The sequence below is a fragment of the Streptomyces sp. NPDC018947 genome, assembly GCF_044390505.1.
Classification (GTDB): domain Bacteria; phylum Actinomycetota; class Actinomycetes; order Streptomycetales; family Streptomycetaceae; genus Streptomyces.
This window is the reverse complement of record NZ_JBIRZD010000017.1, coordinates 149,400-174,887: the sequence shown is the minus strand read 5'-3', so window position 1 is coordinate 174,887 and position 25,488 is coordinate 149,400. Positions and strand designations below refer to the sequence as shown.

Here is a 25,488-nt window from a genome sequence, read left to right as displayed (position 1 = left end):
GCGGGTAGCTCGGCCGCCGGAGAAGTGGTCGGGCCAACGGGTGCCGCATCTCCGCCACTCGGTGTGACCAAGCGGCCGATTGCTGTCTTGTCATGGCCTGTTACCGGCGCATATTTTTGCCGCTCCTGACGCCATGTCGAGGGGGATACCCATGGCCGCACGCGGCCGGCACCGCCGGTACCAGCCGAACAGGATCAACCGGGCCTCACTGACCGTCACCGCGGGCGGCGCCGGGATCGCGCTCCCGCTCATGGGCGCCGGCACGGCTCACGCGGCCGACGTGGACACCTGGGACAAGGTCGCCGCCTGCGAGTCCAGCGGCGACTGGGGCGTCAACACCGGCAACGGCTACTTCGGCGGCCTGCAGTTCACCCAGTCCACCTGGGAGGCCTTCGGCGGGACCGCGTACGCGCCGCGCGCCGACCAGGCCACCAAGGACCAGCAGATCGCCGTCGCGGAGAAGGTGCTGGACGGGCAGGGGCCGGGCGCCTGGCCGGTGTGCTCGGACCGCGCCGGGCTGAGCCGGGGCGGCGAGAGCCCCGGCATCCGCCCGGCGGGCGGCGCGGGGGCCGAGAGGAGTGCCACCAAGAGCACGGGGGCCTCCGCCGGGAAGACCGCCGAGAAGTTGGCCGGGGCGTCCGCCGCGGCCGCCGACGTGCGGCCCCAGACCACCCCGCAGTCCCGGGCCGGGAAGGCCCGCATGTACACGGTGGTCACCGGCGACACCCTGTCCGGCATCGCCGACGGCCGGCGCGTCGAGGGCGGCTGGCAGCGACTGTACGAGACCAACCGCCGCACGATCGGCGCGGACCCCGACCTGATCCTGCCCGGCCAGCGGCTCGCGCTGAACGGCCGGGCCTCCGCACCGGCGCCGAGCACCGGCACGGACACGGAGCGCGAGGCCGAGCCGAAGCGGCAGAACACGAAGACGGAACCGAGGAAGCAGCAGAAGCAGCCGACCGAACCGAAGAAGCAGCAGAAGCAGCGGACCGAACCGAGGAAGCAGCAGAAGCAGCGGACCGAACCCGAGCAGCAGCAGAAGAAGACCGAGCCGAAGCGGACCGAGAAGTCGTCCTCGGCCTCCGGCGGGAACGGCCTCGTGGCCCCCGTGGACGCCTCCACCGGCACGCCGTACCACCAGTCGGGCTCGTCCTGGTCGAAGGGCTACCACACCGGCGTCGACTTCCCCGTCCCCACCGGCACCTCCGTGAAGTCGGTCGCCGCGGGCCGGGTCGTCAGCGCCGGGTGGGGCGGCTCCTACGGCTACCAGGTGGTGGTCCGGCACACCGACGGCCGCTACTCGCAGTACGCGCACCTGTCGGCGATCTCCGTCAGGAACGGCCAGTCCGTCGGCGCCGGCCAGCGCCTCGGCCGCTCGGGCGCCACCGGAAACGTCACGGGCCCGCATCTGCACTTCGAGGTGCGGACGGGGCCCGATTTCGGTTCGGACGTCGACCCGGTGGCGTACCTCCGGGCCGGCGGCGTCAGGATCTGATCCGCACCCTGCGCCGGTCGAGGACCGGCAGTGGGACGTACGGACCGCCGTAGAACGGGCCGTAGGACACGATCGGCCCGGGCCCGGCTGGTGCCGCCGCCGGTTCCGGGGCCGCGCAGGGCTCCACGGCGGCCACGGCCTTCCAGAGCCGCGGCGCCGGCCGAGTCGTCGCCGGGGCCGGCAGGACCACCCTGCCCGGCCCCGCCACGGCGACGGCCGGCTGCCCGCCCGCGCCGGCGGGCAGCACACCGTCCGCGGCGAGCACCGGGCGTTCGCCGGCCGGTACGTCCCCGTCGGGCAGGAAGCCACCCTGCTCCGGCCGCGCGGCGGCACCGGGCGCCGCTCCGTCCGGCACCCGGTCCGCCCCGTCGCCCTGCGCGGCCTCCCGCGCGAGCCGTTCCGTCGTCAGCAGGATCAGGCCGCCCGCGGCCACCACCCCGCAGCTCAGGGCGAGCGCGGTGCCGGTCGTGCCGTGACGGAAGGTCTCGCCGAACATCGTGATGCCGACCACGGCCGCCACCACCGGGTTGGCCACCGTGAGCGTGGCCAGCGGTGCCGCGAGGCCCGCGCCCCGGTAGGAGGCCTGCGACAGCAGCATGCCCGAGGTGGCGAGCACGCCGATGACCGCGAGGGACGGCAGGTCGGCGCCGCCGACTCCGCCGGTCCAGTCGACCGCGACCGTCTTGGTGAACACCGACGACATGCCGAATGCTATGCCGGACGCGGTCGCCAGCAGCACGCTGCGCACGGCGGGATGCCGGTGCGCGGCCCGCGCGGCGATCATCAGTGCCACGATCGCCCCGGCGGTCACGACGGCCACCGCCACACGCTGCGCCGCGTCCAGCGACTGCGCGTCGGACGCGGCGACCAGGGACAGCAGACCCGCGAGACCGACCGTCGCCATGATCGCGCCCCGCCAGGCCGTCGCACCGGCCCTGCGGCCCACGAACAGCGCCGCCATCGGCAGCGCGACCACGATGGTGAGGGCGCCCAGAGGCTGCACCAGGCTCAGGGGACCGTAGGCGAGGGCCACGACGTGCAGCAGCGCGCCGAGGCCGTTCAGCGCGACCGCCGCCCACCAGCCGGGCCGGCGCAGCGGGGCGAACTGGGCACCGGGAGAGGACACCGCGACCTGCTCCTGCACGATCGCTCCGCCCGCGTACGCCACGGCGGAGACGAGCGACAGCAGCACGGACAACGCGAGGGCGCTCATCGGCGGCTCCTCTGCGTGAGGCGGGGGCTCGGGGCCCGGCGCGGCGAACGGTCGTCTTCCATGGACAACACGATGCCGTCCCGGGCTCTTCCCGTCGTCGTCCCTGAGCAGTCATTGCGTCATACTGCCGATGGAGTACGAACGCGGCGCCCTCCTCCCCAGGGTGGGCGACGAGAGCCGGGGGCCCCCACCCCGAGCGGCAAGGGGCACGGTCCCCGGGCCCGGGGAGGGAGGCCGGAACCGGCCCCGCGAGGCCCGCGGCACACGCGCCGCGAAGCCCTTGATACTACTGCTGCCCGTGGACCTCGACCCCGCCCTCGCCGCTCTCCGCCCGCTCGGCGGCTTCTCCGTGCTCCGCGTCTCCCCGCCGCCCCCGCACCGCCCCCTCCCCACCCTCGCGCGGGCCTACTCGGCGGACCCTCCGGCCCGGTCCGCCGACGACCCCGACCCCCTCGCCTCACGCGTCCGGAAGGTCGCCGCCGCCCTCCGCACCCCCGAGACCCGCGTCGCCGCGTCCGTGGCCCACCAGGGACTCGCGGCCCGCCTCTGGTCGGTGACGCTCGGCTGCGCCGCGCTGTACGGCGCGGTCCCCGACCTGGATCCGGCCCTGCTGCACTGGGACCCCGAGGCCACCGCACCCGACGACCTGTGGCTGACCGAGGCGCGCGCCCTGCCGGGGGACACCGCCACCGCCGCCGAGACCGTGCTCGGCACCCATCTGGCACCGCTGACGGCGGCGCTGCACGCCCGGTACCGCCTCGCGCCCGGACTGCTGTGGGGCAACGCCGCCTCCGCGCTGGCCGGCGCCGGCCGGGAACTGGACCGCTGGGCCCGCCGCCACGGCCGTACGGACACGGCCGCCCGCGCCCGCTCCCTCACCGCCGGTCTGCTCGCCCACCCCCGGCTCGCCGGGACCGGCACCCTCACCGGCACCGCCTTCCGGCGCCGGAGCTGCTGTCTGTACTACCGCGTCCCCGGCGGAGGCGTCTGCGGCGACTGCTGCTTCTCCCGGCCTCCCGGACCCCGGTCCTCCCCCTCCCCTCCCCGGTAGCCCGGGTCCCGGGGCCGGCATTTCCCAACTCCGCCTCCGGAGCGCCCTTCCCGCACTCTTCCCCCCGCGCCCCCTCTGGGTGACCATGAGGGAACCAGCGGCCGAGCCACGGGAGGTTCCGGGTGCGTGTGGGACTGCTGACCCGGGAGTACCCGCCCGACGTGTACGGCGGCGCGGGGGTCCACGTCGAGTTCCTCGCCCGCGAGCTGACCCGCCTGGTCGACCTGGACGTGCACTGCTGGGGCGAGGGCCGCGCCGACGGCGTGGTGCGCCACCGCCCCTGGTCCGCGCTCGACGGCGCCAACGAGGCGCTGCGCACCTTCTCCGTGGACCTCGCCATGGCCGCCGCCCTCGAAGACCGCGAGCTGGTGCACTCCCACACCTGGTACGCCGGTCTCGGCGGCCGGCTCGCCCAGCAGCTCCACGGCATACCGCACGTGGTGACCGCCCACTCCCTGGAGCCGCTGCGCCCCTGGAAGGCCGAACAGCTCGGCGGCGGCTACGCCCTGTCGAGCTGGGCCGAACGCGGCGCCGTCGAGTCCGCCGACGCCGTGGTAGCGGTGTCCGGCGCCATGCGTGAGGACGTCCTCGCCTGCTACCCGGCGCTGGACGCCTCCCGCGTCCACGTCGTCCACAACGGCATCGACACCTCCCTGTACCGGCCCGACCCCCGCACCGACGTCCTGGACCGGATCGGCCTGGACCGCTCCCGCCCCTACGTCCTGTTCGTCGGCCGCATCACCCGCCAGAAGGGCGTGCCCCACCTGCTGCGCGCGGTGCGGGGCATCGATCCGGCCGCGCAGGTCGTGCTGTGCGCGGGCGCCCCGGACACCCCCGCGATCGACCGGGAGTTCCGCGAACTGTTCGCCGCGCTGAGCCGGGCGCGCGAGGGCGTGCACTGGATACCGCGGATGCTGCCGCGCCCGGAGGTGATCCAGCTGCTGACGCACGCCGCGGTCTTCGTCTGCCCGTCGGTGTACGAGCCCCTCGGCATCGTCAACCTGGAGGCGATGGCCTGCGGCACGCCCGTCGTCGCCTCCCGCGTCGGCGGCATCCCCGAGGTCGTGGTGGACGGCGAAACGGGGGTACTCGTGCCCAGGCGGCCCGCGGGGACCAAGGGGTCCCCGGGGACGGACGAGGGCGACGACGACCGGGACGACGACTTCGAGGCGGGCCTCACCCGCGCCCTGGACCTGGTCCTCGGCGACCCGGAGGCCGCACGGCGGATGGGCGAGGCAGGACGGGAGCGAGCGGTGGACGAGTTCGGATGGGACGCGGTCGCCCGCCGCACGGTCCGGCTCTACGAGGAGATCATCCGACAGGCTTAGACGGACGGGCCCACGGGCAGGCATGGGCCACCAACGAGGGTGAGGGGAGCGGCCATGCGTCGTGGTGGTCCTTCGGTGCTCGGGATCGTGCTGGCGGGCGGAGAGGGCAAGCGCCTGATGCCCCTGACCGCGGACCGCGCCAAACCCGCGGTCACCTTCGGCGGCACGTACCGGCTCGTCGACTTCGTGCTGTCCAACCTGGTCAACGGGGACATCCTGCGCAACTGCGTCCTGACGCAGTACAAGTCGCACTCGCTGGACCGGCACATCACCACCACCTGGCGGATGTCCAGCCTGCTCGGCAACTACATCACGCCCGTCCCCGCCCAGCAGCGCCTCGGCCCGCGCTGGTACCTGGGCAGCGCCGACGCGATCCTGCAGTCCCTGAACCTGATCCACGACGAGCGGCCCGAGTACGTCGCCGTGTTCGGCGCCGACCACGTGTACCGGATGGACCCGCGCCAGATGCTCGCCCAGCACATCGAGTCCGGCGCGGGCGTGACCGTGGCCGGGATCCGGGTGCCGCGCGCCGAGTCGCCGTCGTTCGGGGTGATCACGCCGGGGTCCGACGGCCGGACCGTCACCGGCTTCCTGGAGAAGCCCGCCGACCCGCCGGGCCTCGCCGACGACCCCGAGCGCGTCTTCGCCTCGATGGGCAACTACGTCTTCACCACCAAGGCCCTCGTCGAGGCCCTGCAGCGGGACGCCGAGGAGCCGCACTCCGTGCACGACATGGGCGGCTCGATCCTGCCCCAGCTCACCGACCGGGGGGAGGCGGCGCTCTACGACTTCAGCGCCAACCACGTACCGGGGGAGACCTCCCGCGACCAGGGCTACTGGCGGGACGTCGGCACCCTCGACGCCTACTACGACGCCCACATGGACCTGATCGCCGAGCGCCCCGCGTTCAACCTCTACAACCGCGACTGGCCCATCTACACCCACTCCAGCCAGCTCTCCCCGGCCCGCTTCAACGCCGGCGGCATGGCCGGCGAGTCGATCATCAGCGCGGGCTGCCTGATCCGCGGCCAGGTCACCCGGTCCGTCCTGTCGCCCGGCGTGGTGGTCGACCCGGGGGCGGTCGTACAGGGCTCGGTGCTGCACGACAACGTGCACATCGGCCGGGGCGCGGTGGTGCGCGGGGCGGTGCTCGACAAGAACGTCGAGGTGCCGCCGGGCGCGACGATCGGCGTCAACCCGGAGCGGGACGCCGACCTCTACACCGTCTCCAAGGGCGGCGTGATCGCGCTCGGCAAGGGGCAGCGGGTGCGCTGAGGGCGGGCCGCTGCCCGGTCGGCCCGCACCCGTCCGGGTGGGAAGCGCGGGGGCGGTCGGCGCCCCCCTGGGCCGGATGACCTCAGACGCCCCATGAGTCCCACGAGCCCCAGCCGTGCTCGGAGGGGCCGGACTTTAATCTGTTGTTAACTGTGCGTAGCTTGATCGTACTTGACCGTAATCGTCGGCGGGCGATTGACTGCTTGTCCACCCGTCGTCCCTGCGAGGCACGCCCGTGACTTCCGATCTGCTCGCCCCCCTCGACCTGGCGTTCTGGAACATCGAGTCCGCCGAGCACCCGATGCACCTCGCAGCGCTCGGCGTCTTCCCGGCCCATTCGCCCACCGCCGGCGCCCACGCCGCCGACCTGCTCGCGGCCCGCGCGCCCGGCGTGCCCGGACTGCGCATGCGGATCCGGGACACGTGGCAGCCGCCGCTCGCCCTGCGCCGGCCCCTCTCCTTCGGCGGCGCCACCCGCGAGCCCGACCCCGGCTTCGACCCGCTCGACCACGTCCGGCTGCACTCCCCGACGACCGACTTCCACGCCCGCGCGGGCCGCCTCATGGAACGCCCGCTGGCACGCGAGCGGCCGCCCTGGGAGGCCCACGTCCTGCCCGGCGCGGACGGCACCTCCTTCGCCGTGCTCTTCAAGTTCCACCACGCCCTAGCCGACGGACTGCGCGCCCTCACCCTCGCGGCCGGCGTCCTCGACCCGGTCGACATGCCCGCGCCCCGCCCCCGCCCCGAGGAGCCCCCGCCCCGTCTCCTGCCCGACCTGAGCCGGCTCCCCGGGAAGCTGCGCGGCGCCCTGTCCCACGCGGGACGCGCACTGGACATCGGCGCGGCCGCCGCCCTGTCCACCCTGGACGTGCGGTCCTCGCCCGCGCTCACCGCCGAGTCCTCCGGCACCCGACGCACGGCGGGCGTGGCCGTCGACCTCGACGACGTGCACCGGATCCGCAAGACCGTCGGCGGCACCGTCAACGACGTCCTGATCGCGGTCGTCGCCGGCGCCCTGCGCCGCTGGCTGGACGAGCGCGGCGACGGCAGCGAGGGCGTCGCGCCCCGCGCGCTGATCCCCGTCTCCCAGCGCCGTCCGCGCACCGCCCACCCGCAGGGCAACCGGCTCTCCGGTTACCTGATACGGCTCCCCGTCGGCGACCCCGACCCGCTGTCCCGCCTCGGCACGGTGCGCGCCGCCATGGACCGCAACAAGGACGCCGGGCCGGGCCGGGGCGCCGGCGCCGTGGCCCTGCTCGCCGACCACGTCCCCGCGCTCGGCCACCGGCTCGGCGGCCCCCTGGTCGGCCAGGCGGCCCGGCTCTGGTTCGACGTCCTGGTCACCAGCGTGCCCCTGCCCAGCCTCGGCCTCAGGCTCGGCGGACACCCGCTCACCGAGGTCTACCCGCTCGCGCCGCTCGCCCGCGGCCACTCCCTGGCGGTCGCAGTCTCGACGTACCGGGGGCGGGTGCACTACGGGCTGGTCGCCGACGCGCGGGCCGTGCCGGACCTCGACCGGTTCGCCCTCGCCCTGTCCGAGGAGGTGGAGACATTGCTCACCGCCTGCGGTCCCTGACCCGTCCGGGTTTGGTCACCGTCCCGGCGCCGAATAAAATCCGCTGTTCGACAGCGGGCGCGTCTCGAGCGCCGCGACGGTGACCAGGGAACGGCAGCGGCCATGACGGTGACACAGGACGGTTCGGCGACCACGGACGAGGTGGTGTACGGCCCGGGCATCGACCCGGAACGGCTCGCCGTCTGCCTGAGCGTGCTGGAGGAACTCGACCGGCTCGACGTCGACCACCCGGACGCGATCCGGGTGCGCCGGGCCACGTCGCACATCTACCGCACGGTCAAGCAGCGCCGCCGCCAGGAGCGCCGGGCCGCCAAGACCGCCCACGACAAGGCGGTCACCGAGGCCACCGCCACCGGCTCCGCCCAGCGCATCGACGACGAGACCGAGGGCATCCTGCCCTCCTCGCGGACCGAGGAGGGCACCATCGCGGGCATACTCCAGCGCCCGCGCTCCTGCTACATCTGCAAGCAGCGCTACGTCGAGGTCGACTACTTCTACCACCAGCTCTGCCCGGACTGCGCCGCCGAGAACCGGACCCGGCGCGACGCCCGCACCGACCTCACCGGCAAGCGCGCCCTGCTCACCGGCGGCCGGGCCAAGATCGGCATGTACATCGCGCTCAGGCTGCTGCGCGACGGCGCCCACACGACGATCACGACCCGCTTCCCCAAGGACGCCATCCGCCGCTTCAAGGCGATGGACGACTCCGCCGACTGGATCCACCGCCTGGAGGTCGTCGGCATCGACCTGCGCGACCCGGCCCAGGCCGTCGCCCTGGCGGAGCAGGTCACCGAGCGGGGCCCGCTCGACATCCTGATCAACAACGCCACCCAGACCGTACGCCGCCTGCCCTCCGCCTACGCCGCGCTCGTCGAGGGCGAGAGCGCCCCGCTGCCGGCCGGTGAGCTGCCCGCCCACCACGTCATCGGCGCCTTCAACTCCGGTGCGGTGGACGGCCTGGCCGCGCTGCCCGTCGGTGCCTCGGGGCTCGACGCGCAGCAGGTGGCCGACCTCGCCCTGGTCGCCGGCAACGCCAGCGTCGTCCGGCACCGGGAGGGCACCGCCATCGACGCGGGCGGCCTGGTCCCCGACGTCGTCGACACCAACACCTGGGTCCAGACCATCGAGCAGATCTCCCCGGTGGAACTGCTGGAGACCCAACTCTGCAACTACACCTCGCCGTTCATCCTCATCAGCAAGCTGCGGCCGGCGATGGCCGAGGCCGCGCGCAGGGCGTCCACGGGGCGGGCCTACGTCGTCAACGTCTCCGCGATGGAGGGCGTGTTCGCCCGCGGTTACAAGGGCGCGGGCCACCCCAACACCAACGCCGCCAAGGCCGCGATGAACATGGTGACGCGGACCAGCGCCCAGGAGATGTTCGACACCGACGGCATCCTGATGACCTCGGTCGACACCGGCTGGATCACCGACGAGCGTCCGCACTTCGACAAGCTGCGCCTGGCCGAGGCCGGTTTCCACGCCCCGCTCGACCTGGTCGACGGCGCCGCCCGCGTCTACGACCCGATCGTGCGCGGCGAGGCGGGCGAGGACCTGTACGGCGTCTTCCTGAAGGACTACGCGCCCGGCAAGTGGTGAGTGCCCGGGCGGGCCGACGGCGTCAAATCCGCTGGCCCGTCCGGAGGGTGCCGCCCTATCGTGGGGTGTGCGCCGGCGTGCCCGGTGCGCCGGTTGCGCGTTCTTCGTGGTTCGACCCCATGCAGGCCCGCCCCTGGGCCTGTCGCCCCGTCGGGGGGCACCGCGCGGCCCCTTCCGATCTCGGGCACGCCTCGCGCGCCCGCGGCGGGTGCGGTCAGTCGACCGCGCCGAGCCGCGAGTTGCGCGCCGCCACCAGCTCGAGCACCGTGCGCCAGTCCTCCAGGACTCCGGCGTCGAAGTCCGCGGTGCGGGCCTCCTCGTGCGCCTGGCGCAGGCTGAGCAGATCGTCGTCGCCCGCCCCGGCGTCCGGGCGGACGTGCCCCGCCAGCAGGTGCGCGACACGCGGGCCGAGCAGGGGCCGTACCGCGTCCGCCGTCCGTCCGGCCGGTCCGCCCGGCCACAGCAGCCGGCCCACCGGCGACACCAGCCCGGTCACCTGCAGCTCCTTGTCCGCGGGGCGCCGCCGGCGCAGCAGCGCGGCCGTCCTGAGCGCGTGCCCGTGCGGGTCCGCGGGCCCGCCGCCGCGACCGGCGTACGGCCGTGCGCCCCGACAGGCGTACAGCAGGTCCATCAGCTCCTCGACACTGCGCAGTTCCATGCCCCGGTCCTCCCCGCGAGACAGCCGTTGCCCGGCCGACAGACCACCATGGCGAGCTTGCGGCGCGGCCAACGGCGACTGAACTGCGCGACGCCTCGGCGCCGCGATGCGAAGGCACGGTCGATGACATAGGCCGAACGGGTGAGCCGTACGGCCGGGCAAATATGAACGTACCGGGGCGAGCCGGACCAACTGTGCGCGGAGCGGCGGGCAATGGTTACCCCAAGTCGTGGGGCCCCATAGAGCGCACCCCCGCTCATTTGGTTAGTCTGGAGCGGATGGACAGCAGTAACCGGGGTCCAACCCATACCCACCGGTCCGTCATGGGACAAGCCGGTCCACAACGGCCTGCTCCCGCACGAGTTGCCGGCGCCACCGCGTCCGAACTGCATTCGACCGAGACCCGAGCGGGCGCCAAGTGCCGGACGTAAGACTGGCGGGGCCCGAGGGTGACCCGACACATAAGGAGTGCGCGGTGACACCGGAGACCACGACGAACCCCGAGCAACGCCCCAGGGAACGCGCCGAGCGCGCGGGCCGCCGGCCAGGAGAGATCGGCAGCCTCGACGTGTGGGCGCGGTCCGCCCCCATCCGCCTCGCCGGGTACGAGGAAGACCTCGCCGAGCCCCACATCCTGCCCAGCGTGGACTGAGGCGCCGCCGAACGCGTGGGCGTGCGAGACTCACGCCCATGCTGATCAGGGAAGCCACCGCCGACGACTGGCCGCGCATCTGGCCCTTCTGGCACCGCATCGTCGCGGCGGGTGAGACCTACGCCTGGGACCCGGACACCCCCGAGGACGTGGCCCGGGCCCTGTGGATGAACCCCGCCAAGCGGGTCTTCGTCGTCGAGGACGACACGGGCACCGTCGTGGCCTCCGCCTACGTCACCCCCAACTACGGCGGTCCCGCCGCCCGCATCGCCAACGCGGGCTTCATGGTCGACCCGGACCGGGCGGGCCGGGGCGCCGGACGCGCCCTCGCCGAGCACGTCCTGGCCGCCGCCAGGGCCGACGGGTACCGGGGCATGGTCTTCAACGCCGTCGTCGAGACCAATCCCGCCGTCAGGCTCTGGACCTCCCTCGGCTTCACGGTCCTCGGTACCGTGCCGGAGGCCTTCGACCACCCGCGGCACGGCCCGGTCGGCCTGCACATCATGTACCGCGCGCTGTAGGGCCGTTCAGTCCAGGGGAGCCGTCCGCCGCCAGGGGCGCAGCGCCTCGATCCGCCCGGCCAGCTCCAGCAGCACCGCCTCCGACCCCGGGCGCCCCACCAACTGCACGGCGGCGGGGGCGCCCGAGGGCAGCGTGCCGAAGGGCACCGACATGGCGGGCCAGCCGGTCAGGTTCCACGGCGGCGTGAACGGCGAGTACGCGGAGTCGGCCGCCACGTTCCGCAGCCAGCCCCGCTCGTGCCAGGGCGCCGCCTTGGGGGAGCGGCGGGCCAGCGCCGGGGTGAGCAGCACGTCGTACGCGTCGAAGAACGGCGTCAGGCGCTCGCGCAGCCGCTCCCGGGCCGCGCCCGTGGACACCGCGCGGACGAAGCGCCGCCCGATGCCCGCGTGCACCCGGGTGCGCCGGGCCAGCAGCCGCGGGTCCAGGCCCCGCGCGTCCACCGAGGTGCCCGCCGTCCAGTGGGTCAGGGCGGTGACGCCCAGCGACGGCGGGTAGGGCGGGTCGTCCCGGCGCACCTGGTGCCCCGCCCTCATCAGCACCCCGGCCGCCTCCCGGACGGCGTCCGCGCAGGGGCGGGAGACGGTGACGCCGGCGAGCGGGCTGCGCAGGGAGGCGGCGATCCGGAGGCTGCCGAGGTCCGGGCGGCGAAACGCCGGGCCGTCGGCGGGGACGTCCGCGAGCACCGACAGCATCAGGCGGGCGTCCTCCACCGTCGTGGCCAGCGGCCCGTTCTCCGACATGCCGAACCAGTCGCCGTCGCCGATGCCGGCCGGGACGGTGCCGTGGCCCGGCTTCAGCGTGACCAGGCCGCAGTTGGCCGCCGGAATGCGCAGTGAGCCCATGCCGTCGTTGCCCAGCGCGAGCGGCACCAGCCCGGCGGCCACCGCGGCGGCGCTGCCTCCCGACGAACCGCCCGCCGTGCGCGCCGGGTCCCACGGGTTGCGGGTGGTGCCGTACACGCCCTCGGTGGTGCCGAAGACGCACAGCTCGGGCACGTTCGTCAGCCCCACGACCACCGCGCCCGCCGCCCGCAGCCGGGCCACGGTGACGTGGTCGGCCCCGGCGGGGCGGTCCGGCGTCGCGGCGGACCCCACGCGGACGGACTCGCCGCGCACCGCGAGGTTGTCCTTGACGGCCACCGGCACGCCCGCCAGCGGCAGTTCGGCCAGATCCCCCCGGGCCGCGACCTCTTCCGCCTCGGCGAGCGCCGCCTCGGAGCGCACCGCGCGGAAGGCGCCGACGCGGCCGTCGAGCCGCTCGATCCGTTCGAGATGCGAGGCCACCACCTCCCGCGGCGCGGCCCGCTTCTCGCGTACGGCGGCGGCGATCTCGGCGGCGGTCCTGCCGGGCCAGTCGGTCACGGAGGCTCCTCGGGGATGCGATCGGTCTTACCGGCGAGTACGTAGGAGCACTCTGCCCGCCGCGGGCCGTCCGCGTCGAGAGCCGGACCGGGGACCGCGCCGGCCCGGCGGTCGCACGGTCCGGCGTCGCGGGCGCCCCGGCCGCCGGGGTCCGGTCACGCACGGTCACGCGGGCCGTGCCGGTCCCGTGCTGTCCCGTTCGATGAGCCGGGGCACCGGCACCCGTACCGTGCGCGCCGGGCCGCCGTCCAGGAGGGCGGTCAGTTCCGTCGCCGCCGTGCGGCCGAACTCCACGCTGTCCCGCGACAGCGCGGACAGCCAGGGCCTGACCATGCGGCACAGGGCGGAGTCCTCCCAGGCCACCACGGACACGTCCGCCGGTACCGAGAACCCGAGTCCGGCCGCGGCGGCGACCCCGGCGACGGCCATCACGTCGTTGTCGTAGATGAGCGCGGTCGGGGGATCGGGTGCCTCCAGCACCCGGCGGGTGACGGCGGCGCCCTCGGCGTCGGAGTAGTCGGTGGTCACCGACCGCACCTCGCCGAGGCCCCGGCGTTCGGCCTCGGCGCGCAGGGCCCGGATGCGGCGCTCGGTGTGGGCGAGCTCCGGCAGCCCGGCGATGTGCGCGATCCGCCGGTGTCCGAGCGCGTGCAGCCCGTCCACCAGCGCGGCCATCGCCCCGGCGTCGTCCGCCCACACCGTCGACAGCCCCGGGTGCCGTTCGTCCGGCGCCCCGCCGATCACCACGGCGGGCAGGCCGAGTTCGTCGAGCAGGTCCGGGCGCGGGTCGTCGGTGCGCGGGTCGACCACCAGTACGCCGTCCACGCGGTGTTCGGCCCACCAGCGCCGGTAGACCGCGCACTCCTCCTCGACGTCCCGCGCGACCTGGAAGAGCAGGCCGAGGTGACGCCGGGCCAGCACCTCCTGGATGCCGGAGACCAGTTGCAGGAAGAAGGAGTCCACGCCGAGGGTGTGCGCGGGCCGGGCCAGCACGAAGCCGACCGTCGCCGAGCCCTCGCCGGACAGGGCGCGGGCCGCCGTGCTGGGCCGCCAGCCCAACTGCTCGGCGACCCGGCGCACCCGGTCGCGGGTGACCTCGGAGACCCCGGGCCGGTCGTTCAGCGCGAAGGAGACCGCGCTCTCGGACACCCCGGCCCGGCGCGCGATGTCCTTCATCGTCGGCCGACGCGCGGCGGGCCGCTTGGCGGGCATGTGCGCTCCCTTCTTAGGTGCGTTCGCTAAAGCGCTTGAGTGGAAAGATCCTAAAGCGCATTAGTCCACTGCGGCAACTGTCCCTCAATGCCCGCCTGACCTGGACTAATGCCGTCCGTATTTCTTTAGTTGGCGCGAATGCATTGACTTCCCGGACCGTCGCCGTGCATGGTCGCTGGCATCCCACCGCCCGACGTCCTCAGGGAGACGTGCCACCGTGCCCACCTCGCGCAGAACCTTCGCCGTCGCCGCCGTAGCCGCCCTCGTCCTGCCGCTCAGCGCCTGCGGCTCCGGGGGCGGCGGCGGAGGCTCGTCCGACGCCTCGGGCAAGGTCGAGGGCGACATCACCTTCCAGACCTGGAACCTGCGGGCCAACTTCAAGCCCTACTTCGAGGACCTGATCGCCGAGTTCGAGAAGAAGCACCCCGGCACCCACGTCAAGTGGGTCGACCAGCCCGCGGAGGGCTACGCCGACAAGATCAGCGCCGACGCCGCCGGCGGCACCCTGCCCGACGTCGTCAACGTCTCCCCGGACCTCGTCGCCCCGCTCGCCAAGGCCGGCCTCGCACTCGACCTGGACAAGGCCGCCGGCCAGTACGAGAAGGAGTACCTGGCGGGCGCCTGGGCCGGTCACCGGATACCGGGCATGGAGGGCACGTACGCCTTCCCCTGGTACCTCAACACCGGCCCGCTGTTCTACAACAAGAGCCTGTTCCGCAAGGCCGGGCTCGACGCCGAGCGGCCGCCGAAGACGTACGACGAACTCTTCGACGCCGGCCTGAGGATCGCGGAGAAGACCGGCGGCGAGGTCGCCACCCTCGCCAACGTGCCCGCCATCGAGGACTTCGGCCGCTACGGCGTACCGCTGATGAACGAGGAGGGCACCGCCTTCGCGTTCAACGACGCCAAGGGTGTCGAACTGCTCACCCGCTACAAGGAGCTGTACGACGCCAAGGCGCTGGACCGGCAGGCGCTGACCGCCACGCCCGAGTCCGCCGGGAAGAAGTTCCTCACCGGGGCCGTCGCCATGAACCCCGGCAGCGCCCTGGACCTCGCCAACTTCAAGAAGCAGGCGCCGTCCCTGTACCGCGACATCGGCATCACCGACCAGATCACCAGCACCGGCCACGTCAACATGTACGTGATGGGCGTGATGGTGAACGCGCAGAGCCCGCGCAAGCCCGCCGCGGTGGCCTTCGCGCACTTCGTCACCGACGCGGCGCACCAGATGTCGTTCGCCAAGCAGGTCGCCGTCTTCCCGAGCACCGCCGGTTCGCTGGACGACCCGTACTTCACCGAGGAGGACGGGACCGACGAGACCCGGGTGCGCGTCGCCGCCGCCAAGTCGCTGAAGACCGCCGTCAATTACACGCCGGTGCTGTTCAGCGAGCAGATGAAGACCGAGCTGCGCAACGAGGTGGCCAAGGCGCTCCAGGGCAAGCAGAGCCCGAAGGAAGCCCTCGACAACGCTGTCAAGGCGTGCGACCGGCTCCTTCGGCAGCAGGGCTGAGGCGTCATGGCGAGTCCCGCCCTCACCGGCCCCCGGCCCTCCCCCGAGAAAGCGGCCCGGCGCGTGCGACGCCAACTGCCCACCAGTCCCTGGCTGTTCGCCGCGCCCGGCCTGCTGATCACCGGCGCGTTCATCCTGTACCCGTTCGTCTCCACGCTCGTCAACGCCTTCACCGACCGCCGCACCCTGGTCCCGGGCGAGTTCGTGGGCCTCGCCAACTTCCGTGAGCTGCTCCAGGACGACATGTTCTGGATCGGCCTGCGCAACAGCACCCTGTACGTCCTCGGGGTCGTCCCCGCGCTCGTCCTGCTGCCGCTGCTGCTCGCCCTGCTGGTGCGGAAGAACATCCCCGGCATCACGTTCTTCCGCTCCGCCTTCTACACCCCGGTCGTGGCCTCGATCGTCGTCGTCGGTCTCATCTGGGTCTGGCTGCTGGACGAGCGCGGCCTGGTCAACTCCCTGCTCGAGACGGTCGGCGTCGGCCGGATCGGCTTCCTGAGCGACCAGTGGCTCATCCTGCTCAGCGCGATGGCGGTCACGGTCTGGAAGGGCCTCGGCTACTACATGATCATCTACTTGGCCGCGCTCGCCAACGTGCCGCGCGAACTGCACGAGGCCGCCGCCGTGGACGGCGCGGGCGCGATCCGCCGCTTCTTCAGCGTCACCGTGCCCGCCGTCCGCTCCACCATGGTCCTGGTCGGCGCGCTCTCCTCGGTCGCCGCCTTCAAGGTGTTCTCCGAGGTGTACCTGATGGCGGGCCCCACCGGCGGTCCGGCCGGAGAGGACACCACCCTGGTGATGCTCGTCCAGCGCACCGGCACCGGCCTGACCGGCCGGGTCGGCTACGCCTCCGCCCTCTCCGTCGTCGTCTTCGCCGTCACCGTCGCCCTGATGCTGCTCGTCCTGCGCGCCGACCGGAAGGAGGAGGCGTGAGCGTCGTGGAGAGGACCCGGCCCGCCGGAGAGCCCCCCGCCACCGGCCGGGGGAAGAAACCCCGCGTCACCGACGAGCACGGCCGCCGCGTCCGGGTCTGGGAACTGGCCCTGCGCTACCTGCTCCTGCTCGGCGTCCTCGCCCTGACCGTCGGCCCCTTCCTGTGGCAGCTCTCGACCTCGCTCAAGGGCCCCACCGAGGACATCTTCAGCTCCCCGCCGACGTTCCTGCCCGCGGACCCCACCCTGCACAACTACGAGCGGGTCGCCGAGACCATCCCCGTGTGGGACTACGCCCTGAACTCGCTGAAGGTCGCCGCCGCCAACGTCGTCACCAACTGCGTCGGCGCGGCCCTCGCCGGGTACGCCCTGGCCCGGCTGCGCTACCGCGGCCGGCGCGCCGCCGCCCTCGTCTTCATCCTGGCGATGCTCGTGCCGGTGGAGGGCATCATCATCGCCCAGTTCACCACCATGCGGGAGCTGGGACTCAACAACACCCTGGTCGGGGTCGTGCTCCCCGGCTGCGTCAGCGCCCTGAACGTCCTGCTGATGCGCAACGCCTTCCTCAACCTGCCCTACGAGATCGAGGAAGCGGCCTACGTCGACGGCGCCAACGTGTGGCAGAGGTTCTGGCGCATCGCGCTGCCGTCGGTCAGGGGCACCCTCGCCGTCGTCGCGATCTTCGCCTTCATGGGCGCCTGGGACGACTTCCTGTGGCCGCTGATCGTGCTGAGCGACCCGTCGAAGTTCACCCTGACCATCGGCCTCAACTACCTGCACGGCACCTTCGCCAACGACGAGCGCCTCGTCGCCGCCGGCACGATCATCGCCGTGGTGCCGCTGATCGCCCTCTTCGCCTGCCTCCAGCGGTACTTCTTCCGCGGCGTCGGCGAGGGCGCCGTCAAGGGCTGACCGCCGTCGGCGACGTCCGCCGTCACAGGCCGACCCCCGTACTTCCCGCGTAGCAAGGACACCCATGCCTCCTGCCGTGCGCTTCGGCGTCAACTACACCCCGAGCGAGGGGTGGTTCCACCACTGGCTCGACTTCGACCTCGACTCCGTACGCGCCGATCTCGACTCCGTCGCCGCGCTGGACGTGGACCACATCCGCGTCTTCCCGCTGTGGCCCTACTTCCAGCCCAACCGCACCCTGATCCGAGCGCGCGCGGTCGAGGACCTGGTGGCCCTCGTCGACGCGGCGGGCGAACGCGGCCTCGACGTCAACGTGGACGGGCTGCAAGGGCACTTGAGCAGTTTCGACTTCCTGCCCGCCTGGACCCGTACCTGGCACCGGCGCAACCTCTTCACCGACCCCGAGGTCGTGGACGGCCAGGCCGCCTATCTGCGTACCCTCGCCCAGGCCCTGGCCGGGCGGCCCAACTTCCTCGGCATGACCCTCGGCAACGAGATCAACCAGTTCTCGGCCGGACCCCACCCCGACCCGGACCGGGCCACCGGCGACCAGATCGACGCCTGGCTGGAGCGGATGCTCGCCGCCTGCGAGGAGGGCGCGCCCGGCCGGATGCACCTGCACGCCGAGTACGACGCGACCTGGTACCAGGACGACCAGCCCTTCACCCCGGCCCAGGCCGCCCGGCGGGGCGCGGTGACGGCCGTGCACTCCTGGGTCTTCAACGGCACCGCCCAGCGCCACGGCCGCGCCTCCGTACCCAGCGAGCACCACGCGGCCTATCTGATCGAGCTGAGCAAGGCGTGGGCCGGCGCACCGCACCGGCCCGTGTGGCTCCAGGAGGTCGGCGCCCCCGCGCCCTTCGTCCCCGCCGAGCACGCCGCCGAGTTCACCGAGGCGACCGTCGCCAACGCCCTGGACTGCCCGGACCTGTGGGGCATCACCTGGTGGTGCTCCCACGACGTGTCCCGGGCGCTGGCCGACTTCCCCGAGCTGGAGTACGGGCTGGGCCTGCTGACCAACGACCGCCGGCCCAAGCACACGGCCCGCGCCCTGGCCCGCGCGGCCCGCTCGGTGCGCGAGGGGAGCCGTCCCGCCCCGGCCCCGCGCACCACCGCGCTGACCGTCCCGGCCGACCCCGCCCGGCGCTCGGCCTGCGCGCCCGGGGGCGCGGTCTTCGAGGCGTTCTTCCGGCTGGTCGCCGACGGCGCCCGCCCGGCCACCGTGCTCGACACCCGCGCCGCCGACCCGGGGCACCTCGCGGCCCGCGGCATCACCGAGGTCGTCACCCCCGGCGACGTGCTCGCCGCCCCGCACGGTTCGGACGGCACGCGGCGGGGGAGCTGTACTCCAGGCCGTCCCCCGGCACCCTGACCCGGGCCGCGCCGGACCAAGGCCGCGGCCCGCCCGAAACGCCCACCCCGCCGACCACCCGCCCCCAACCACGGAGCATCCCGCATGCATGACGACCGCGACCTGGTCGAAGCCCGCCTCAAGCGCGTCCTCGACGAACGCGTCCGCCCCGCCGTGTACCCCGAGTCCGTGCCGCTGGACGTGGCCGTGTGGCACGCGCCCGGTGAACCCGTCCCGGTCGCCGAGGGGCTCGCGGCACAGCCCGCACCCATCGAGGTGGGCGCCCGCTGGGGCGCCCCCTGGGGCACGAGCTGGTTCCGTGTCACGGGCACCGTCCCCGAGCGGTGGGCGGGCCGGACCGTCGAGGCGGTCCTCGACCTCGGCTTCGACGAGAACATGCCCGGCTTCCAGTGCGAGGGGCTGGTCTACCGGCCCGACGGCACGCCCGTGAAGGGCCTCAACCCCCGCAACCAGTGGGTGCGGATCGGCGCCCCCGTCGAGGGCGGAGAGGAGGTGCGCCTGCACATCGAGGCCGCCTCCAACCCCGTCATCCTCGACTACCACCCCTTCGTGCCCACCCGGCTGGGCGACAAGGACACCGCGGGCAGCGAGCCGCAGTACACCCTCGCCCGCATGGACCTCGCCGTCCTGGACGAGACGGTGTGGAACCTCGTGCTCGACCTGGAGGTCCTCGGGGAGCTGATGGCCGAGCTGCCCGTCGACTCGCCGCGCCGCTCGGAGATCCTGCGCGCGGTCGGCCGGGCCCTGGACGCCATCGACCTCCAGGACGTCAACGGCACGGCCGCGGAAGCGCGTTCGCGCCTCACCGGGGTGCTGTCCGCGCCCGCCGTCCCCTCCGCGCACCGCATCAGCGCGGTGGGCCACGCGCACATCGACTCGGCGTGGCTGTGGCCGCTGCGCGAGACCGTGCGCAAGGTCGCCCGCACCACCTCCAACATGACCGCCCTGCTGGAGGACGAGCCGGACTTCGTGTTCGCCATGTCGCAGGCCCAGCAGTGGGCGTGGGTGCGCGACCACCGGCCCGAGGTGTGGGCGCGGGTGAAGAAGGCCGTGGCGGACGGGCGGTTCGTGCCGGCCGGCGGCATGTGGGTGGAGTCCGACACCAACATGCCCGGGTCGGAGGCCATGGCCCGGCAGTTCGTGCACGGCAAGCGGTTCTTCCTCGACGAGTTCGGCGTGGAGAACGACGAGGCGTGGCTGCCCGACACCTTCGGCTTCGCGGCCGGACTGCCCCAGATCATCAAGGCGGCCGGCGCCAAGTACCTGCTGACGCAGAAGATCTCCTGGTCGCAGACGAACACGTTCCCGCACCACACCTTCCGCTGGGAGGGCATCGACGGCACCCGGATCTTCACGCACTTCCCGCCCGTCGACACCTACAACTGCTCGATGAAGGGCGCCGAGATCGCGCACGCCGCCCGCAACTTCAAGGACAAGGGCGTCGCCCGGCACTCCCTCGCCCCGACCGGCTGGGGCGACGGTGGCGGCGGCACCACCCGCGAGATGGTCGCCAAGGCGGCCCGCCTGCGCGACCTCGAAGGCTCCGCGACGGTCACCTGGGAGACCCCGAAGGCCTTCTTCGAGAAGGCCGAGGCGGAGAACCCGCGGCCGCCCGTGTGGGTCGGTGAGCTCTACCTCGAACTGCACCGCGCCACCCTCACCAGCCAGGCCAAGACCAAGCAGGGCAACCGGCGCAGCGAGCACCTCCTGCGGGAGGCCGAGCTGTGGGCGGCCACGGCCGCCGTGCGCACCGGGTTCCCCTACCCGTACGAGGACCTCGACCGCATCTGGAAGACGGTCCTGCTGCACCAGTTCCACGACATCCTGCCCGGCTCCTCCATCGCCTGGGTGCACCGGGAGGCGCGCGCCACCTACGACCGGGTCGCCGCCGAGCTGAACGGGATCATCGGCGCCGCCCAGCGCGCCCTGGCCGGCGAGGGCGACACCCCGCTCGTCTTCAACGCCGCCCCGCACGCCCGCGCCGGCGTCCCGGCCGGCGCCGCGGCCGCCCCCGCCACCGAGGGCCGCACCGACCTCACCCCCCGGCCCGGCGGCGGCCACGTCCTGGACAACGGCCTGCTGCGGGTCGAGATCGACGGCCGCGGACTGGTGGTGTCGGCGTACGACATCGCCGCCGACCGGGAGACGGTCGCGCCGGGCACGGCGGGCAACCTGCTCCAGCTCCACCCCGACTTCCCGAACATGTGGGACGCCTGGGACGTCGACGCCTTCTACCGCAACACGGTCACCGACCTCACCGACGCGGACGAGGTCGCCCCCGGCGACGACGGCGCCTCGGTGCGGATCGTCCGCTCCTTCGGCTCCTCCCGCGTCACCCAGGTGCTCACCCTCGAACCGGGGGAGCGGCGCCTGGACGTGGACACCGAGGTCGACTGGCACGAGACGGAGAAGTTCCTCAAGCTCGCCTTCCCCCTCGACGTGCACGCCGAGCGGTACGCGTCGGAGACCCAGTTCGGGCACTTCCACCGGCCCACCCACACCAACACGAGCTGGGAGGCCGCCAAGTTCGAGGCCTGCAACCACCGCTTCGTCCACCTGGAGGAGCCCGGCTGGGGCGTGGCCGTCGTCAACGACTCCACGTACGGCCACGACGTGACCCGTACCGTCCGCGCCGACGACGGCACGACCACCACCGTGCGCGTCTCCCTGCTGCGCGCCCCGCGCTTCCCCGACCCCGAGACCGACCAGGGCGTGCACCGCTTCCGGCACGCGCTGGTGCCCGGCGCGGGCATCGGCGACGCCGTGCGCGAGGGCTGGCGGATCAACCTGCCCGAGCGGCGCGCCACCGGCGCCGGCGAGGTCGCGCCGCTGGTGACGGCCGACCGGGACGCGGTCGTGATCACCGCCGTCAAGCTGGCCGACGACGGCAGCGGCGACGTGGTCGTCCGCTTCCACGAGGCCCACGGCGGCCGGGTCCGGGCCACGCTCACCACCGGTTTCGCGGCCACGGACGTGCAGGTGACGGACCTGCTGGAACGCCCGCTCGCGGACGCGGAGGCACCCCGGCCGGACGGCGACCGGATCGCCGTACGGCTGCGCCCCTTCCAGTTGATGACCCTCCGCTTCCGGCGCGCCTGACCCGCGGGCCCGGTCCACCCCGAGGGCCGGGCCCGCGTCCGTCCCGCACTGGCCGCCCGCGCCTACGACCTCTGCCGCGCCGCACCCACCAGCCGTGTCGGCGGCAGGTACTCGCGCACATACGTCCGCTCCCAGCACGCTCCGGTCGCGCGCAGCTCGCGCCAGGTCGTGTACCGGTAGCGGAACAGCCGGGCGCGGACGAAGCGCGGGGGCGCGTCGGGCGGGAACGGGGAGCGGCGCAGCAGCTTCAGCGTGGCCGGGTCGTTCTCCAGCAGTCGCTCCACCAGCACGCCGAACCACGACCCCGCGTACGACGGGGACAGCGCGGCGAACCACATCAGCCAGTCCAGCCGCAGGTGGTACGGGGCGAACTGGCGGGGCCAGTGCCGCGGATCCCCGGGCTTGCCCCTGAACTCGTACTCCCGCCAGTCCCCGTCCCCCCGGGCCACCTCGTCGGCGGTGCCCTCGATCACCACTTCGTAGCGGACCCGGCTGACGCTGCCGAAGGCGCCGTAGGTGTTGACCAGGTGCAGCGGGTCGAAGGAGCGGTTCATCACCTGGCGGCGCGAGACCATGTTGAGCACCGGCCGGTGGCTGAGGAAGACCAGCAGCGCGGCCACCGCGAGGACCACGACGACGTACCACAGCGGCGCGTCGGGCACGGACGGCGCGCCGCCCGGGAAGCGGACGGCCGACAGGGCCAGCACGATGGTGATCCAGTTCAGCCAGGAGAAGTTGCCCGACAGCACCAGCCACAACTGGGTGGCGATCATCAGCGCCGCGGCGGCGGTGGCGACGGGCTGGGGCGTGAACAGCAGGAACGGCACCAGGAGCTGCGTGACGTGGTTCGCGGCCACCTCCACACGGTGCAGCGGCCGGGGCAGGTGGTGGAAGAACCAGCTCAGCGGGCCGGGCATCGGCTGGGTCTCGTGGTGGTGGTCGAGACAGGTCAGCCTGCGCCAGCACTCGTCGCCCCGCATCTTGATCAGACCCGCCCCGAACTCCACGCGGAACAGCAGCCAGCGCAGCAGGAACAGCACGACGACGGGCGGCGCCACCTCGTCGTTGCCGAGGAAGACCGCGAGGAACCCGGTCTCCAGCAGCAGGGACTCCCAGCCGAACGCGTACCAGGTCTGCCCGACGTTGACCACCGACAGGTACAGCGCCCACGGCACGAGCCACAGCAGCATCGCCCCCCACAGAGGCAGCAGCGAGTCCAGCCCCGCCACCAGTGCCGCCGACACCGCGCAGCCCGCCCAGGCGCAGCCCGCGAAGAAGCGGTCCGAGTAGCGGAGGTGGAACAGGCTCGGCGCCCGCTTGAACGGCACCCGCTCCACGAACCGGGGCACCGGCAGCATCCCGCGCTCACCGATCAGCGCCCGGAACTGGAGGAGGGCCGTCAGGAAGGCGACCAGGTACACGACGGCCAGGGCCCGCTGGAAGACCAGCCGGCTCAGCCAGTAGCCGGGGTCGGTGAACCACTCCACGGCTCGCACTCCTCTCCTGGCCCGCCGCCCCCGGGTACCCCGGCGGTCCGGCGTCCCTCACGGTCTCCGGGCGGCCCATCCGAAGTCGAATAATCGGGCAGATCCTGGCAAGGTGGGGCGCATGGTTGATCGGGGAGCGAGCGCCCTGTCACCCCCGGACGACTGGCCCGCCCACCCGGACCCGGTCCTGGCGCTCAACCGCATGGGGAGCTTCGACTGGGACCTGGACTCCGGAACGCTCCACATGGACGCCCAGGCGCACGAGGTGTTCGACGTGCGCCCGGAGGACTTCGACGGCCGCCCCGAGTCCCTGTCGGTCCGCGTCCCCTCGGCCGACGGCCACCGTCTCGACACCCTGGTCGCCCGGGCGATCAAGGACGGCAGCGAGAACTACGGCACCTACTTCCGCGTGCGCCGCCGGGACGGCACCCTGCGCTGGACCCACACCCAGGGCTACATCCGCCGCGACGGGACCGGCCGAGCCCGCCGCGTCATCGGCATCGTCCGCGACGCCACCCAGGAACTCGGCGACATCGAGGCCCGCCGCGAGCGGGCCTTCCAGGACGAGGCCCTGCGCCGGCAGACGGACATCGTGCAGCTCACCACGGCGGCCCTCGCCCACGCGCGCACCGTGGACGACGTCGTGGACGTGCTCCAGGACGCCCAGGGGCTGCCGCACCTGGGCGCGGATGGCTTCGTCATGAGCCTGGTGGAGGGCAACCGCGTCCTGATGGTCGCCGAGCGGCCCGAGGGCAGCTTCGTCCACGGCACCCGTGTCAGCGGGGTCGACGACGACTACCCGATGAGCGAGGTCGTCCGCACGCTCAGCCCCTGCTTCATCGAGTCGCCGCAGGACTTCGCCGAGCGCTATCCCTCCCTGTGGCAGCGCCTCGGCGACCTGACCGTCAAGGCCGCCGCCTATCTGCCGCTGATCGCCCAGGGCCGGCCGATCGGCGCCATCGGACTGTTCTACAGCGACCGGCACGGATTCTCGCCCGACGCCCGCAACGTCCTCCTCGCCCTCGGCAGCAGCCTCGCCCAGAGCCTCCAGCGGGCCATGCTCTACGAGCAGGAGATGGACCTCGCCGAGAGCCTGCAGCAGGCCATGCTGCCGCGCACCATCCCCAGCGTCCCCGGCTGCGACGTCGCCGTCCGCTACCGCGCCGCGCCGCTGGGCGGCTCCCTCGGCCGGGACATCGGCGGCGACTGGTACGACCTGATCCCGCTGCCCGGCGGACGCGTCGGAGCCGTCATCGGCGACGTCCAGGGCCATGACACGCACGCCGCCGCCGTCATGGGCCAGTTGCGCATCGTGCTGCGCGCCTACGCCGCCGAGGGGCACCCCCCGGCCACGGTGATGGCCCGCGCCTCGGTCTTCCTCCACGAACTCGACACCGACCGCTTCGCGACCTGCCTGTACGCGGAGGCCGACGTGACCACGGGAGTGGTCCAGGTGGTCCGCGCCGGGCACCTCGACCCGCTGCTGCGGCTCGGCGACGGCACCTGCCGCCACGTCCCGGTGGAGGGCGGGCTGCCGCTCGGCCTGTCCGCCGAGTTCGGGAGCCTCGCCTACCCGGTCGGCACCCTCGAACTGGACCCCGGCAGCATGCTGGTGCTGTGCACCGACGGCCTGGTCGAGGAGCCCGGCGCCGACCTCGACGACGGGATGCGCGCCCTCGCCGACCTGGTCGCCTCCGGCCCGCGGGACGTACGGGACCTCGCCGACCGGCTGATCGAGGTGGCCGACGAGCGCCGCGGCGACGACGACGTTGCCCTGCTCGTCCTGAGCCGCCGCGCCCTGGACACGCCCCGGGTCGGGGGCCGCGTCCGCCGGCACGTCGCACCGGGCGACTCGCGGGCCCTCGCCGAGACCCGGCGCATGATCCGCGCCGCGGTCCGCGCCTGGGGCGACGAGGACCACGCCGACGCCGTCGAACTGGTCGCCGACGAGCTGGTGACCAACGCCCTCATGCACACCGAGGGCTCCGCCGTCGTCACCCTGCGGTTCCTCAGCGGCACCGACCGCCGGCTGCGCGTGGAGGCCGAGGACACCTCCAGCGCCCTGCCGCGCCGCCGCGACGCGGGGGACTCCGGGGTTTCCGGGCGGGGCCTGTGCCTGGTCGACACGCTCGCCGACGCGTGGGGCGTCGAGGCGCGCGGCGGCGGCAAGTGCGTGTGGGCGGAGTTCGTGATGCCGCACGACTAGGACGACTCCCCGGCTGGGCGCGCACGGTGCC

The 25,488-nt window shown here is 73.6% G+C and carries 19 protein-coding genes; 14 read left to right on the top strand and 5 right to left on the bottom strand.

The annotated features are described in order from the left end of the window. Nucleotides 1-151: 151 nt before the first annotated feature. Nucleotides 152-1,495 carry a transglycosylase family protein gene (locus ACH499_RS28820; protein ID WP_399019378.1) on the top strand — a complete coding sequence of 448 codons (1,344 nt, stop codon included), beginning with the start codon at nucleotides 152-154 and terminating at the stop codon, nucleotides 1,493-1,495. On the opposite strand, the gene ACH499_RS28815 is transcribed toward ACH499_RS28820, so the two are convergent. After that, complete coding sequence (locus tag ACH499_RS28815) at nucleotides 1,485-2,708, bottom strand: DMT family transporter (protein WP_399019376.1); 1,224 nt, start codon at nucleotides 2,706-2,708, stop codon at nucleotides 1,485-1,487. The genes ACH499_RS28820 and ACH499_RS28815 overlap by 11 nt on opposite strands. 298 nt (nucleotides 2,709-3,006) lie before the next feature. Between ACH499_RS28815 and ACH499_RS28810 the strand changes: the two genes are divergently transcribed. From ACH499_RS28810 to ACH499_RS28790, 5 genes are all read left to right on the top strand, one after another. Continuing rightward, the gene (locus ACH499_RS28810; RefSeq protein WP_399019374.1) at nucleotides 3,007-3,759 is read left to right on the top strand and encodes a (2Fe-2S)-binding protein; all 753 of its coding nucleotides are present in this window, start codon (nucleotides 3,007-3,009) and stop codon (nucleotides 3,757-3,759) included. A 122-nt stretch (nucleotides 3,760-3,881) separates the two neighbouring features. Beyond that, complete coding sequence (gene glgA, locus ACH499_RS28805) at nucleotides 3,882-5,087, top strand: glycogen synthase (protein ID WP_356203985.1); 1,206 nt, start codon at nucleotides 3,882-3,884, stop codon at nucleotides 5,085-5,087. Nucleotides 5,088-5,141: 54 nt separating this feature from the next. Continuing rightward, nucleotides 5,142-6,362 carry a glucose-1-phosphate adenylyltransferase gene (glgC, locus tag ACH499_RS28800; protein WP_356203983.1) on the top strand — a complete coding sequence of 407 codons (1,221 nt, stop codon included), beginning with the start codon at nucleotides 5,142-5,144 and terminating at the stop codon, nucleotides 6,360-6,362. 235 nt (nucleotides 6,363-6,597) lie between these two features. After that, on the top strand, nucleotides 6,598-7,938 hold the full coding sequence (locus tag ACH499_RS28795) for a wax ester/triacylglycerol synthase family O-acyltransferase (protein ID WP_356203981.1): 1,341 nt from the start codon (nucleotides 6,598-6,600) through the stop codon (nucleotides 7,936-7,938). Nucleotides 7,939-8,040: 102 nt separating this feature from the next. Beyond that, the gene (locus ACH499_RS28790; protein WP_356203979.1) at nucleotides 8,041-9,534 is read left to right on the top strand and encodes an SDR family NAD(P)-dependent oxidoreductase; all 1,494 of its coding nucleotides are present in this window, start codon (nucleotides 8,041-8,043) and stop codon (nucleotides 9,532-9,534) included. A 214-nt stretch (nucleotides 9,535-9,748) separates the two neighbouring features. Here ACH499_RS28790 and ACH499_RS28785 read toward each other — a convergent pair whose 3' ends face one another. Further along, on the bottom strand, nucleotides 9,749-10,192 hold the full coding sequence (locus ACH499_RS28785; protein ID WP_399019370.1) for a hypothetical protein: 444 nt from the start codon (nucleotides 10,190-10,192) through the stop codon (nucleotides 9,749-9,751). Between the two features lie 475 nt (nucleotides 10,193-10,667). Here ACH499_RS28785 and ACH499_RS28780 point away from each other — a divergent pair, with 475 nt between their 5' ends. After that, nucleotides 10,668-10,844, top strand: coding sequence for a hypothetical protein (locus ACH499_RS28780; RefSeq protein ID WP_356203975.1), 177 nt, complete (start codon nucleotides 10,668-10,670; stop codon nucleotides 10,842-10,844). Nucleotides 10,845-10,882: 38 nt separating this feature from the next. Beyond that, nucleotides 10,883-11,365: a GNAT family N-acetyltransferase gene (locus tag ACH499_RS28775; protein ID WP_399019368.1), complete on the top strand. Its 483-nt coding sequence runs from the start codon at nucleotides 10,883-10,885 to the stop codon at nucleotides 11,363-11,365. 6 nt (nucleotides 11,366-11,371) lie between these two features. Here ACH499_RS28775 and ACH499_RS28770 read toward each other — a convergent pair whose 3' ends face one another. Both ACH499_RS28770 and ACH499_RS28765 read right to left on the bottom strand, forming a co-directional pair. Further along, entirely contained in the window at nucleotides 11,372-12,727 is a 1,356-nt protein-coding gene (locus tag ACH499_RS28770) for an amidase (RefSeq protein ID WP_399019366.1), read from the bottom strand. Between the two features lie 165 nt (nucleotides 12,728-12,892). After that, nucleotides 12,893-13,939 (bottom strand): LacI family DNA-binding transcriptional regulator, encoded by a 1,047-nt coding sequence (locus tag ACH499_RS28765; RefSeq protein ID WP_356203969.1) that lies wholly within the window; start codon nucleotides 13,937-13,939, stop codon nucleotides 12,893-12,895. Nucleotides 13,940-14,156: 217 nt separating this feature from the next. On the opposite strand from ACH499_RS28765, the gene ACH499_RS28760 reads away from it, so the two are divergent. From ACH499_RS28760 to ACH499_RS28740, 5 genes are all read left to right on the top strand, one after another. Beyond that, on the top strand, nucleotides 14,157-15,449 hold the full coding sequence (locus tag ACH499_RS28760) for an ABC transporter substrate-binding protein (RefSeq protein ID WP_399019363.1): 1,293 nt from the start codon (nucleotides 14,157-14,159) through the stop codon (nucleotides 15,447-15,449). Nucleotides 15,450-15,455: 6 nt separating this feature from the next. After that, nucleotides 15,456-16,382: a sugar ABC transporter permease gene (locus ACH499_RS28755; RefSeq protein WP_356203964.1), complete on the top strand. Its 927-nt coding sequence runs from the start codon at nucleotides 15,456-15,458 to the stop codon at nucleotides 16,380-16,382. Then, nucleotides 16,379-17,293 (top strand): carbohydrate ABC transporter permease, encoded by a 915-nt coding sequence (locus tag ACH499_RS28750; RefSeq protein ID WP_399019361.1) that lies wholly within the window; start codon nucleotides 16,379-16,381, stop codon nucleotides 17,291-17,293. The genes ACH499_RS28755 and ACH499_RS28750 overlap by 4 nt, the downstream gene beginning before the upstream one ends. A gap of 64 nt (nucleotides 17,294-17,357) precedes the next feature. After that, a complete protein-coding gene (locus ACH499_RS28745) occupies nucleotides 17,358-18,665 on the top strand; it encodes a glycosyl hydrolase (protein WP_399019359.1) in 1,308 nt (435 codons plus the stop codon). An 84-nt stretch (nucleotides 18,666-18,749) separates the two neighbouring features. Beyond that, on the top strand, nucleotides 18,750-21,764 hold the full coding sequence (locus ACH499_RS28740) for an alpha-mannosidase (RefSeq protein WP_399019357.1): 3,015 nt from the start codon (nucleotides 18,750-18,752) through the stop codon (nucleotides 21,762-21,764). 62 nt (nucleotides 21,765-21,826) lie between these two features. Here the strand turns inward: ACH499_RS28740 and ACH499_RS28735 are convergent, their stop codons facing one another. Then, nucleotides 21,827-23,251 carry a lipase maturation factor family protein gene (locus tag ACH499_RS28735; protein ID WP_399019355.1) on the bottom strand — a complete coding sequence of 475 codons (1,425 nt, stop codon included), beginning with the start codon at nucleotides 23,249-23,251 and terminating at the stop codon, nucleotides 21,827-21,829. Between the two features lie 121 nt (nucleotides 23,252-23,372). Between ACH499_RS28735 and ACH499_RS28730 the strand changes: the two genes are divergently transcribed. Beyond that, nucleotides 23,373-25,457: a SpoIIE family protein phosphatase gene (locus tag ACH499_RS28730; RefSeq protein ID WP_399019353.1), complete on the top strand. Its 2,085-nt coding sequence runs from the start codon at nucleotides 23,373-23,375 to the stop codon at nucleotides 25,455-25,457. Nucleotides 25,458-25,488 lie beyond the last annotated feature (31 nt).

Coding starts and splice junctions, on each gene's coding strand:
- ACH499_RS28820 (WP_399019378.1), top strand. CDS start 152: ATGGCCGCACGCGGCCGGCACCGCCGGTACCAGCCGAACAGGATCAAC.
- ACH499_RS28815 (WP_399019376.1), bottom strand. CDS start 2,708: ATGAGCGCCCTCGCGTTGTCCGTGCTGCTGTCGCTCGTCTCCGCCGTG.
- glgC (WP_356203983.1), top strand. CDS start 5,142: ATGCGTCGTGGTGGTCCTTCGGTGCTCGGGATCGTGCTGGCGGGCGGA.
- ACH499_RS28790 (WP_356203979.1), top strand. CDS start 8,041: ATGACGGTGACACAGGACGGTTCGGCGACCACGGACGAGGTGGTGTAC.
- ACH499_RS28785 (WP_399019370.1), bottom strand. CDS start 10,192: ATGGAACTGCGCAGTGTCGAGGAGCTGATGGACCTGCTGTACGCCTGT.
- ACH499_RS28775 (WP_399019368.1), top strand. CDS start 10,883: ATGCTGATCAGGGAAGCCACCGCCGACGACTGGCCGCGCATCTGGCCC.
- ACH499_RS28765 (WP_356203969.1), bottom strand. CDS start 13,939: ATGCCCGCCAAGCGGCCCGCCGCGCGTCGGCCGACGATGAAGGACATC.
- ACH499_RS28755 (WP_356203964.1), top strand. CDS start 15,456: ATGGCGAGTCCCGCCCTCACCGGCCCCCGGCCCTCCCCCGAGAAAGCG.
- ACH499_RS28745 (WP_399019359.1), top strand. CDS start 17,358: ATGCCTCCTGCCGTGCGCTTCGGCGTCAACTACACCCCGAGCGAGGGG.
- ACH499_RS28740 (WP_399019357.1), top strand. CDS start 18,750: ATGCATGACGACCGCGACCTGGTCGAAGCCCGCCTCAAGCGCGTCCTC.
- ACH499_RS28730 (WP_399019353.1), top strand. CDS start 23,373: ATGGTTGATCGGGGAGCGAGCGCCCTGTCACCCCCGGACGACTGGCCC.